General features: G+C 68.7%; 8 protein-coding genes. 5 read left to right on the plus strand and 3 right to left on the minus strand.

Annotated elements, in window-relative coordinates:
- Both ACOZHM_RS19535 and ACOZHM_RS19540 read right to left on the minus strand, forming a co-directional pair.
- A partial coding sequence (locus ACOZHM_RS19535; RefSeq protein WP_421570974.1) for a triple tyrosine motif-containing protein occupies positions 1-2,343 on the minus strand: 2,343 nt, incomplete at its 3' end.
- Positions 2,344-2,502: 159 nt separating this feature from the next.
- Positions 2,503-6,054: an ATP-binding protein gene (locus ACOZHM_RS19540; RefSeq protein ID WP_421570976.1), complete on the minus strand. Its 3,552-nt coding sequence runs from the start codon at positions 6,052-6,054 to the stop codon at positions 2,503-2,505.
- A gap of 142 nt (positions 6,055-6,196) precedes the next feature.
- On the opposite strand from ACOZHM_RS19540, the gene ACOZHM_RS19545 reads away from it, so the two are divergent.
- Genes ACOZHM_RS19545 through ACOZHM_RS19555 form a run of 3 tightly spaced genes read left to right on the plus strand, consistent with a single transcriptional unit; the run spans position 6,197 to position 8,036 of the window.
- The gene (locus tag ACOZHM_RS19545; protein WP_421570977.1) at positions 6,197-6,895 is read left to right on the plus strand and encodes a YceI family protein; all 699 of its coding nucleotides are present in this window, start codon (positions 6,197-6,199) and stop codon (positions 6,893-6,895) included.
- Positions 6,892-7,464 (plus strand): cytochrome b, encoded by a 573-nt coding sequence (locus tag ACOZHM_RS19550; RefSeq protein WP_421570978.1) that lies wholly within the window; start codon positions 6,892-6,894, stop codon positions 7,462-7,464. Before ACOZHM_RS19545 ends, ACOZHM_RS19550 begins: the two co-directional genes overlap by 4 nt.
- A gap of 2 nt (positions 7,465-7,466) precedes the next feature.
- Positions 7,467-8,036: a YceI family protein gene (locus tag ACOZHM_RS19555; protein WP_421570980.1), complete on the plus strand. Its 570-nt coding sequence runs from the start codon at positions 7,467-7,469 to the stop codon at positions 8,034-8,036.
- Positions 8,037-8,081: 45 nt separating this feature from the next.
- Here the strand turns inward: ACOZHM_RS19555 and ACOZHM_RS19560 are convergent, their stop codons facing one another.
- The gene (locus ACOZHM_RS19560) at positions 8,082-8,309 is read right to left on the minus strand and encodes a glutaredoxin family protein (protein ID WP_421570981.1); all 228 of its coding nucleotides are present in this window, start codon (positions 8,307-8,309) and stop codon (positions 8,082-8,084) included.
- 86 nt (positions 8,310-8,395) lie between these two features.
- On the opposite strand from ACOZHM_RS19560, the gene ACOZHM_RS19565 reads away from it, so the two are divergent.
- Positions 8,396-9,778 (plus strand): L-serine ammonia-lyase, encoded by a 1,383-nt coding sequence (locus ACOZHM_RS19565; RefSeq protein WP_421570983.1) that lies wholly within the window; start codon positions 8,396-8,398, stop codon positions 9,776-9,778.
- 104 nt (positions 9,779-9,882) lie between these two features.
- Positions 9,883-10,884 carry an alpha/beta fold hydrolase gene (locus ACOZHM_RS19570; RefSeq protein ID WP_421570984.1) on the plus strand — a complete coding sequence of 334 codons (1,002 nt, stop codon included), beginning with the start codon at positions 9,883-9,885 and terminating at the stop codon, positions 10,882-10,884.
- Positions 10,885-10,965 lie beyond the last annotated feature (81 nt).

A 10,965-nucleotide genomic window follows, 5' to 3' on the forward strand; every position in this document is an offset into this window, starting at 1 on the left:
CCGCTGGCGCTGCCGCAGGCGCGCCGCCAGCACCACCAGCGCGCAGAGCACGGCGGCGATGGCGGCGCGGCCCGCGCCGGTTTCCCACCACAGCGGCTGCACCCGCAGCGACACCTGCCGCACCGCCGACCACGGTCCCTCGGCGTGCCGCGCCTGCATCAGCAGCGTGTGCTCGCCGGCGGGCAGGCGCGCGAACAGCCGTTGGGCCACCGGCCCGGTATCGATCCAGCCCGGATCCTGCCCGGTCAGACGGAACCGGTACTGGATGCGGTCCGGGTCGCCCCGGCCGAGCAGACTGACCGCGACGCGCACGTTGCGGTCGGCCGTGCTCAACAGCACCGGCGATGCATGCAGGGGCACCGGCAGCGGACGGCCCTGGCGGCGACGGCTCATGGCCTCCATGACCAGCACCGGCGGACGATCCGGCTCGCGCAGCGCGCGCGGATCGAAGGCCAGCAGGCCGCCTTCCCCCATCCCCGCCAACAGCGCACCCGAGCCGAGGCGCAGCAGCGCCTGGCTCAGCACTTCCTGCATCGGGAGGCCCTGGGCAACACCCAGCACCCGCACGTCACCCTGGCGCGGATCGACGCGCACCAGCCCGCGTGCCGTGCCCGCCCACGCCACGCCATCGCGACCCACGGCAAGCGCGTCCGCGCGCAGCTGCGGGTAGCCCTGTGCGGCATCGAAACGATGCAGCCGCTGCAGGCGCCCACCGGTGTAACGGTAGTGCTCCAGTGCGCCGTGGCGGCTGACCCAGAGCGCGCCGTCGTCGGCTTCGGCCAGCGCGACCACACTGCCACCGCTGTCGCCATCGATCGGCTCGAAGCGCTCGCGGTCCGCTGACCAGCGCATGACGCCCTGTGAATCGGTCGCCCACACGTTGTCGTCGCGCGTACACAGCAGCTGCCGTGCCGGCACATCGGCGCTCAGACCCAGGGCGGTTGGCGTGCCACTGCGCAGCAGCGCTCCCGTGCTCGACCACTGTTGCAGCGCCTGCGGATGCGCCAGCCACAGTTGCCCGGCCGCGCAGCTGCGCAGGTTGACGGCGGCCGGGCGCGTTCCCACGCCCGTCCGCCATTCCTGGCGCTCGCGGCGCACGGGATCGTAGCGGACGAGGCGGTCCCCGCTGGCAATCCAGAGCTGGCCGGCGGCGTCCTCTGCCAGGCCCACCGGCAACGCGCTGTCGAAACCGCGTGCGTGATCGATGTGGTCGATGCTGCCCCCGCTGCGCAGATCCAGGCGCTGCAATCTTCCGCCGCTGCCTGCCACCCATGCATGGTCGTCCCCCGATATTGCCAGCGCCACTACCGTGCCGCTGCGCAGTCCCGGTCCGTCATCGCTAGTGGCCGGCAGTGCGGTGAACTGCCGCCAGCGCGCCGGCAGCCACCACACCCCGTGCCGCTCGGTGACCCACCACAGGTCGCCGTGTCGATCCTGCAGCGCCTGCCGCACCCGCACCGGGGCCGGTGCCGCGCCGGGCGCTGGATGCAGCGCAACCGGATGCACCCCGGCAGCGTCACGGCGCTGCAGCACGCCATCGCCCTGCTGCCAGAGCGTCGCGTCGGCGCTGCGCAGCACGCTGCGCATCGGCAGCGGGCCGGCGCGCACCCGCTGGCGGGCGTCGAGCACCCAGGTTCCGCGCGAAGTCCCTACTTCAATTCCTCCCTGCGGGTCTGCCCACAGTGACAGCAGTTGCGTCGCTGCCGGCAACGACAGCGGCACGGACACGAAACCCTCACCGTTCCAGCGCCACAGTCCGCCGGCCGACGCCGCCCACAGTGCGCCTTCTGCATCGCGGGCCAGCATGCGCACCGCCTGGTCGTTCAGCGACTGGCGTTGCCAGCGCGCCAGTCGCGGTGACAGGCCATACAGGCGCTGATCGTCACCGATGACCCAGACCCAGCCATCGCGGCTGCTCGTTACCTGGCGCAGATGACCCGTACGGACCGCGGGCGGGGCGGAGGCATCCACACGCAGGAAGCCGCTGCGGCCGGCCCCCATCATCACCAGTCCGCGGGTGGCCGTGCCCAGCCAGAGCCGGTCCCGCGCGTCCACGTGCACCGAGCGCAGGTCCACGTCCGGCAAGCCTTCGTCGTGCCGCCACAGGCGGTAGCGCTGGCCATCGAAACGCATCAGACCGTCACTGCCGGCCAGCCACAGATAGCCCGTGGCATCTTCGGCAATCTCGCGCACCAGCGGATCCGGCAGCCCATCGGTTGGGCCCAGCTGGCGCGGCCACGGCATCTGGACGACCACGGCGAAGACCTGCGCGGACCAGCCCAGGCACACGACCAGCAGCAGGGTTCCCAGTTGCCCGCGCAGGGCGACTCGCGGACGCTTCACCGTCTACCGCAGCGGCAACATTCTCATCCCTGTCACGGTAGAACCCGCATCGCCCGCTTGCACCGGACATTCTGTAAACAGGTCACACGAATGCGAATCAAGTTTTAGATTGATTGATCGATTCGACAACACGCAGGCTATCAAATGGCTTCGCCCGGCTCAGCCAGCGGGGGCTCGGGCCGCGCGCGCCTGGGCAATGGCATCCACCAGCAGGTCGCCCGTGACCGGCTTGCGCAGGAAGCCGTCGAACCCGGCCGCCAGCACCTGCTGCTCGGCGTATGCGTCCGAGCGCGCGGTGACAGCGACCAGCGGCAACTCATAGCCCATTGCCCGCAGCTGCCCGGCAATGGCGATGCCGTCCAAGGCCGGCAGGTCCAGATCGAGCAGACCGACGTCGAAGTCACCGGCGGTGATTTCCGACAGCGCGGCAAGACCGTGCAATGCGTGCACCACGGCGTGCCCGCGCGCGCGTAGCAGCCCTGCGATCACTTCGGCGACGGTGGCGTCGTCTTCCACCAGCAGAATGCGCAGCGGCGGCAGCTCGATCCGCGCACCGTCCGGCGCGGGGTGACTGGCTGCGCCGTGGCGCTGGCTCCATGGCAGGGGCAGGTGCACGGTGAAACGCGCACCGTGTCCCGGCTGGCTGTCGATGCCGATGCGCCCCCCCATCGCCATCGCCAGTTCCTGGCAGATGGCCAGGCCCAGCCCACTGCCACCGTAGCGTGAGGCGGTACGCGGGCCGTCGGCCTGCTCGAAGCGGTGGAACAGGCGCTGTTGCTGGTCCTCGTTGATGCCCGGGCCGGTATCGGAGACCTCGAACACCAGGCCCATGCCATCGCCCTGCAGTTCGACATCCAGGCCCACGTGCCCCTGCTCGGTGAACTTGATGGCGTTGCCCAGCAGGTTCATCAGGATCTGCCGCACGCGCATCTCGTCGCCGCTGACCTGCACCGGACCGGGCAGGTTGAAGCTGCGCTCAAAGGCCAGCCCACGGTGATGCGCCATCGGCTCCATCAGCGCCTCCACCTGGGTGAGCATCGACATCAGGTCGAAGGGGCGGATGTCCAGCTCCAGCCGGCCGGCTTCGATCCGCGCCAGGTCGAGCGCGTCATTGACCAGGCGCAGCAGGTGGGCGCCGGCATGTTGGATGGACGCGGCATAGCCGCGCTGCAGGTCATCCAGCGGCGTCGCCAGCAACAGCTCGCTCATGCCCAGCACACCGGTCATTGGCGTGCGCACTTCATGCCCCAGCGTGGCCAGGAAACGACTCTTGGCCTGCGAGGCCTGCTCGGCGATCTGCTGCTTGTGCACGGTCAGCTGCCACTGCTGCCGGCGGCGCAGCCGCGCGCGGGCGAACAGCAGCAGCGCCGCGATCAACAGCAGCCACAGCACGAGGTAGCCGAAGATGGCCCAGCCGCTGCGCCACCAGGGCGGCTGCACCTGCACGCTGATGGTGCGCGACGGCGTCCAGTCACCGTGCGGCGTGGCGGCCTGCACATCGATGGCGTACTGGCCCGAGGGCAGCCGCGACAGCAGCCGCTCGCCGTCGGCATTCTGCATCACCCAGTTCTGGTCGTAGCCCGAAACGCGGTAGCGGTAGCGGTTGCCCATCGGGCTGGCATAGGACAGCAGCCGCGCGGAGATGATCAGGTCACGGTCGTCCGGCCCCAGCAGCAAGGGCGCATTGACAGGCAGCGACTGCTGGCCCTCGGCGTCGTCACGACGCACCTGGATGTTGTCGATCACCAGCTGTGAGGGCGGCAGCTTCAGGTCGGCCGCGTCCGGATCGAAGCCGACCAGCCCGGTCGCCGTGACGGCCAGCACCCGTCCATCGGCGGCGCGCACCGGCGGTCGTCCACTGAACTCCACGTCCGGCAGTCCATCGCGTTCGCCGTACAGGCGCAGGCGCCGCGCCTGCGAATGCCAACACACCAGGCCGCGCGGCGTGGTCGCCCATACCTGGCCGCCGCGGCCGAGCACCAGACCGCCCATCGACACCGGCGGTACGCCCTGCGCGGCACCGACCCGCTCGCGCAGGGTCATGCTCAGGCCATCCCAGCGGTAGCGCTCCAGGCTGCCCTTGCGCGCCATCCACACGTCGTCCGGACCTGCCCAGGCGATGTCGAACACCATCCCTTCTGAAATGCCAGGCACGCGTTCGAAGCGGTTTTCCTGCCAACGCAGCAGGCCCATGTCGCCCATGATCCACAACTGGCCGCGCGGATCGAACACCATCTGTTCGACCGGGTTTTCGGTCAGCCCCCGCCCCTCCTCGATCCGGATGGATTCGAGCAGCTCGCCGTTTGCGTCGCGGCGCTGGATGCCGAAATTCATGATCGACAACCACAGCTCGCCGTTGGGCGCCTCACGGATCAGGTCGATGCGCTGACGCACATCCGAACCGCCGCCGATCTTCCATTCGCGCAGCTGTCCGGACTGCGGCTGGTACAGGCCCAACCGGCCGGCGCGGCCGATCCACAGCGCACCGTCGGCACGCGGCAGCACCGCCCAGATGGCGCCGACGCCCAGCTTTTTTTCGTCGGCAATCTGGCTCAGGCGGGCACTGTCGTCCAAGTGGTACAGCCCGTGCGCACCGGCGATGTAATACGCATTGCCGGCGGCCCCGACCCCGAGCAGGTAAACGCTGTCCAGCGGCTTGCCGTCGAGCTGGTACCAGGTGGAGAAGCGCTTCCAGTCCGGCGGCAGATAGGCCAGGCCCTGGGTCAGCATCGCGACCCACAGGCCGCCTTCGTGGTCCTGCAGCATGTCCAGCACGCCGCTGCGTTCGGTCAGGAAGCCACTGCCGCCATCGCCGGCCAGCAGGCGCAGGTTCTGCTCGTCGCCGCGGTAGAGGCCATCGGCCGTGCCCAACCAGTAGCCCCCATTGCGGTCGTGCACCACGGTGGCCGCACGGACGTCGGCGCTGAGCGTCCACGGTGCCGGGCGCACGCTGCCGTCGGCGCCGATCCGGAACAGGCCGCCCTCGGTCCCGGCCCAGACCGTGCCGTCCGGGTCGCGGGTCAGGCGAAAGACGCTCTTGCCGCCGAGCACGGCCGGCGCGATGCGGGTAAAGCTGCGCCCGTCCCAGCGCGCCACGCCACTGCCGGTGCCGACCCAGACACGGCCCTGGGGGTCGGCCAGCAGGCTGTAGATGGTGTCGTCGGGAAGACTGTGGGGATCGGCCGGGTCGCTCCGGTAGCGCTGCAGCGTGCCGTCCTCGTCGCGCCGGCAGATGCCGTGGCGATTGGTGCCGATCCACAGCGATTTGGCGGCATAGGCCAATGACCAGAACTGGCCTTCGCAGTGCTCGTTGAGCTCGGGGAAGCGCTCGAAGCGCTCGCGCCCCGGCCCCAGCATGCTCAACCCGACGCCATTGCTGCCGACCCAGACCCGGTCCAGCGGATCGACCAGCAACGTCTCGATTTCATTGCCGGGCAGCGAACCGGGATCGTCCGGCTCATGCCGCCACACGCGCAGGCCCACGCCGTCAACCCGGGCCAGGCCATCGTCGGTGGCCGCCCAGATATAGCCCTGGCGATCCTGCGCCAGCGCCAGCACCATGCGCGAAGGCATGCCTTCGGCGGCACCGAGACGGCGCATGCGCGGTGTTTCTGCCGATGTCCCTGCGGCCCACAACGCTGACGGCACCCAACACAACGCCAGTGCCAGCAGCACGATGCCTGCCCGCCAACCGCGCGTGCTCAACGCCATCGAGTTCTCCCTGTTGCCCGCGATTGTCACACAGTGCGCTGCGCAACGCCCCGGCCCCAGCCCGCTGGCCGCACCACGATCTGTTGCAGCCATGGTGCTGCCAGGCATCACGGGGCAACGCGTATGATCGGCCCAGCCCTGAATGGAGCCGGCCGTGAACCAGCGCCTGACCCTTGCCCTGCTGTTGTCCATCGCCCCCTGGGCGGTGAGCGCCGCACCCGATACCTACCGGCTCGACCCGGTGCACACGCGGGTCCTGTTCGCGGTCGAGCATGCCGGCTTCTCGCAGGCCCTGGGCACGGTGTCGGGCAGTGAAGGCACTCTCTCCTTCGATGCCGACGACTGGCGCAGCGCCACGCTCACAGTCAGCGTGCCCCTGCAGCGCCTGGACCTGGGCGACGACAAATGGAACAAGGCCGCACTGGCGCGCAACCTGCTGGATGCCGAACGCCATCCCGAGGCCCGCTTTGTCTCTACCCGCATCGAGCCCGTCGATGCCACGCACGCGCGGGTAATCGGTGAGCTGACCCTGCGAGGCGTGAGTGGGGAAGTGGCGCTCGATGTCACGCTCAACGCGGTCAAGCGCCATCCGATGCCGCCGTTCCGCCGCACAGCCGGCTTCTCGGCAACTGCCACGCTCAGCCGCAGCGCGTTCGGCGTGGATGCGTGGCCGTCGATGATCGGCGACCAGGTGCAGCTGCGCATCGAGGCCGAAGCCGTTCGCGATCGCAGCGCCACCGATCCGCAGGACACACCGTCCGTCGAGGAACCGGGAACTCCGGTGCCGAGCGATGACTCCGACATTCCATCCACTCCGTCCGCCCGGAAGCGCTCGCCATGACCACCCGAAACACCCGTGACCGCTGGGGCACTGTCAGCCAGAGCCTGCATTGGCTGATCGCCGTGCTCATCCTTGTGCTGGGCATCGTCGGCCTGACCATGGGCGAGCTGCCCCGTACCCCGAAATACTTCTGGGTGTATACCGCGCACAAGTCGCTGGGCATCACCGTGCTGGCGCTGGTGGCGCTGCGCCTGGGCTGGCGCCTGTATGCCGGTGCCCCCGAGCCCGTGCCCGGCACGCCGACCTGGCAGGAGCGCATCGCCTCGGCCACGCACTGGCTGCTGTACGTACTGATGTTCGCGCTGCCGTTGTCCGGCTGGATCTACGATTCGGCCAGTGGCCTGCGTCCGTTCCGCTGGTTCGGCCTGGTCGACGTGCCCAAACTGGTCGCACCGGACCCGGCGGCGCGTGACATCTCCCACGCCATCCACGAGTGGGGCTTCTGGCTGCTGATCGCGGTGGTCGTCGCGCACGCCGGCGCCGCGCTGTACCACCATTTCTTCCAACGCGATGCCACGCTGGCGCGCATGCTGCCGCAACGCTGGATCGCCTCCCCCCAGAAGGATTGACGATGAACATCAAACTCACCTCCCCCGCCGCCGTCGCTGCCGCGCTGGCCGGCCTGATGGCCACCGCCCCAGTGCTGGCCGCCGATTACGTGCAGGCCCCGGGCGCAGGCTCGCACCTGGCCTTCGCCACCAAGTACGACGGCGAGGTGTTCACCGGCAAGTTTCCGGGCTTCTCGACCAAGGTCAGCTTCGATCCGGCCAACCCGGCAGCGGGCACGCTGGACGTGACCATTCCGCTGGCAGGTGCCGTGACCGGCAATAGTGACCGCGATTCAACGCTGAAGACGGCGGACTTCTTCAACGTCGCCAAGTTCGCCACGGCCAGGTACACCGCCAAGGGCTTCACCAAGAACGGCGACAAGTACGTCGCCAATGGCACGCTGGAGCTGCGCGGGGTGAGCAAGCCGGTCACCTTCACCTTCGAATGGAAGCCCGGTGCCAACCCGGAACTCAAGGGCAAAGCCACAGTCAAGCGCTTGGACTTCGGCGTAGGCCAGGGCGACTGGAACGACACCAAGACCATCCCGGACGAAACCGCAATCAGTACCGTGGTGAAGCTGCAGGCGAAGTAACCCCTTGGCGGTGCGGCGTTCCGGAGTGCCAGCCAACGGCCGGCGCTACCGCTGGTCCGTCATCCATACCGACAGGGTGGAGGCGTCGAATGGCCAGTCCAGCTCCCGGCCCTGCCCGTCGCGCAGGACGGGCACCCGGCTGCCATAGCGGGCTTCCAGGGCGGCGTCATCGTCGATGAACACACTGTCCAGCCCGGGCACCCGGGCCTGGGACAGGACCGCCAGGGCCAGGTCGCAGAGATGGCAGTCGTCGCGCTGGTACAGGATGAACATGACGCCCCTATGTTGCGTTGCAGCCAGGGTGGTTGCTGCGGAAAGCATAGAATAGCGCTCCATCCGATACCCGCAGTTTGGCAATCATGGCTGTCAGCACGTTCGACGTTTTCAAGATCGGCATTGGCCCGAGCTCCTCGCACACCGTCGGGCCGATGAAGGCTGCCGAACGCTTCGTGCACCGCTGGCTGCTGGACCCGGGCTGCCTGCAGGACGTGGTGCGCATCCGCGCCGACGTCTACGGCTCGCTGGCGCTGACCGGTCGCGGCCATGGCACCGACAAGGCCGTGCTGCTGGGCCTGGAAGGCCAGCGCCCGAACCTGATCGACCCGGACATCATTCCCGCCACGCTCGAGCGGATCCGCAGCAGCAAACGCATCCGGCTGATGGGCACCCATGAAATCGCCTTCGACGAGAAGCGCGACCTGGGCCTGAACAAGCGCCAGAAGCTGCCCTACCACACCAACGGCATGCGCTTCACCGCCTTCGATGCGCAGGACCAGGTGATCGCCACGCGCGACTACTACTCGGTGGGCGGCGGATTCGTGGTCAACCAGGACGACGCGGCCGATGATCGCATCGTGCCCGATGAAACCCCGCTGCCCTACCCGTTCAAGAGTGGCGACGAACTGCTGGCCCAGACCGCGCGCAGCGGCCTGAGCATTGCCCAGATGATGTTCGAGAACGAGAAGTGCTGGCGCAGCGAGGACGAGATCCGCGAGCAGCTGCGCGAGATCTGGGACGCCATGCAGCAGTGCGTGGCCCGTGGCATCCGCCAGGAAGGCACCCTGCCGGGCGGCCTGCAGGTGTCGCGCCGCGCGCCGGCGCTGTACCGCGAGCTGTCCTCCAAGCCGGAAGCGGCCATGCGCGATCCGCTGACCACGCTGGACTGGGTGAACCTGTACGCACTGGCGGTGAACGAAGAAAACGCGGCCGGCGGTCGTGTGGTCACCGCGCCGACCAACGGCGCGGCCGGCGTGCTGCCGGCGGTGCTGCACTACTTCGACCGTTTCTGCCCGGGCGCCAATGAGCAGCGGGTGTTCGACTTCCTGCTGACGTCGGCCGCCATCGGCATCCTGTACAAGGAAAACGCCTCGATCTCCGGCGCCGAAGTCGGCTGCCAGGGCGAGGTCGGCGTGGCCTGCTCGATGGCCGCCGGCGGCCTGGTCGCCGCGTTGGGCGGCAACCCGAGCCAGATCGAGAACGCCGCCGAGATCGGCATGGAACACAACCTCGGCCTCACCTGCGACCCGATCGGCGGCCTGGTGCAGATTCCCTGCATCGAGCGCAATGCAATGGGCGCGGTCAAGGCGATCAATGCCTCGCGCATGGCCATGCGCGGCGACGGCAAGCACAAGGTCTCGCTGGACAAGGTGATCAAGACCATGCGCGATACCGGCCGCGACATGCAGGACAAGTACAAGGAAACCAGCCGCGGTGGCCTGGCGGTCAACGTCATCGAGTGTTGATAAGGTCTGCCGGGCAGAGCCCGGCGCCACGGTTCGGTTGGGGCAGAGCCCCACGCGACTGAGCGGCCACGGTTATGCTGGTGGTTCCCCTATTGGAGACCGCCATGCGCATCCTGGCCGCTGCCCTGCTTGCCTGCCTGCCCCTGACCGGCCTTGCCGCCGACACCTATGACGCACGCCTGCAGGCGTTCGACTACGGCTGGCCGGTCAACACCTTCCGCCTGGATTCGCAGCGGCAACCGCTCGAAATGGCCTACCTGGATGTACCGCCGGCCGGCCGCGCGCTGGTGGGCACGGTCGTGCTGCTGCACGGCAAGAATTTCTGCGCGGGGACTTGGCGCGACACGATCACCGCGTTGAGTGCGGCCGGCTACCGCGTCATCGCGCCGGACCAGATCGGCTTCTGCAAGTCCAGCAAGCCGCTGCGCTACCAGTACTCGTTCGGCCAGCTGGCCGCCAACACCCAGGCCCTGCTCGCCCACCTCAAGCTGGACACCACCAAGGTGGACCTGGTCGGCCACTCGATGGGCGGCATGCTGGCCACGCGCTTTGCGCTGATGTACCCGCAGCAGATCCGCCAGCTGGCGCTGGTCAACCCGATCGGACTGGAAGACTGGAAGGCCAAGGGCGTGCCGTGGCGCAGCGTGGATGCGTGGTATGCCAACGAGCTGAAGACCAGCTTCGACAGCATCAAGAAGTACCAGTTGGAGGTGTACTACAACGGCGACTGGACGCCGGAGTACGAACACTGGGCGCGCATGCAGGCCGGCATGTACGCCGGCCCGGGCAAAGAGGCCGTCGCATGGAGCCAGGCGCTGACCTCGGACATGGTGTTCAACCAGCCGGTGGTCTACGAACTGCCCAACATCAAGGTGCCCACCACGCTGCTCATCGGCCAGAAGGACCGCACCGCGATCGGCCGTGATCTCGCGCCTGCCGCGTTGAAGGCCACGTTGGGCGACTACCCCGCCCTGGGCAAGGCGGCGGCCGCCGCGATTCCAGGTGCAACGCTGGTGAGCTTCGACGAGCTCGGCCATTCGCCGCAGGTGCAGGATCCCGAGCGGTTCAATGCGGCCTTATTGGAGGCGTTGAAGGGCGGGAAGTAATTCTGCCCGCCTCCGCGACGTCCGGGGTACCACCGGCGTAGAGCCACGCCGCGCCGTTTGACCGACGGGCGCCGATTCGAT

Origin of the sequence: Stenotrophomonas sp. PD6 (genome assembly GCF_049199305.1) — a bacterium.
Taxonomy (GTDB): Bacteria; Pseudomonadota; Gammaproteobacteria; order Xanthomonadales; family Xanthomonadaceae; genus Stenotrophomonas.

Bases quoted from the DNA above. Each gene is read 5' to 3' on its own strand.
- ACOZHM_RS19540 (WP_421570976.1), bottom strand. From the start codon at position 6,054: ATGGCGTTGAGCACGCGCGGTTGGCGGGCAGGCATCGTGCTGCTGGCA.
- ACOZHM_RS19545 (WP_421570977.1), top strand. From the start codon at position 6,197: ATGGAGCCGGCCGTGAACCAGCGCCTGACCCTTGCCCTGCTGTTGTCC.
- ACOZHM_RS19550 (WP_421570978.1), top strand. From the start codon at position 6,892: ATGACCACCCGAAACACCCGTGACCGCTGGGGCACTGTCAGCCAGAGC.
- ACOZHM_RS19555 (WP_421570980.1), top strand. From the start codon at position 7,467: ATGAACATCAAACTCACCTCCCCCGCCGCCGTCGCTGCCGCGCTGGCC.
- ACOZHM_RS19560 (WP_421570981.1), bottom strand. From the start codon at position 8,309: ATGTTCATCCTGTACCAGCGCGACGACTGCCATCTCTGCGACCTGGCC.
- ACOZHM_RS19565 (WP_421570983.1), top strand. From the start codon at position 8,396: ATGGCTGTCAGCACGTTCGACGTTTTCAAGATCGGCATTGGCCCGAGC.
- ACOZHM_RS19570 (WP_421570984.1), top strand. From the start codon at position 9,883: ATGCGCATCCTGGCCGCTGCCCTGCTTGCCTGCCTGCCCCTGACCGGC.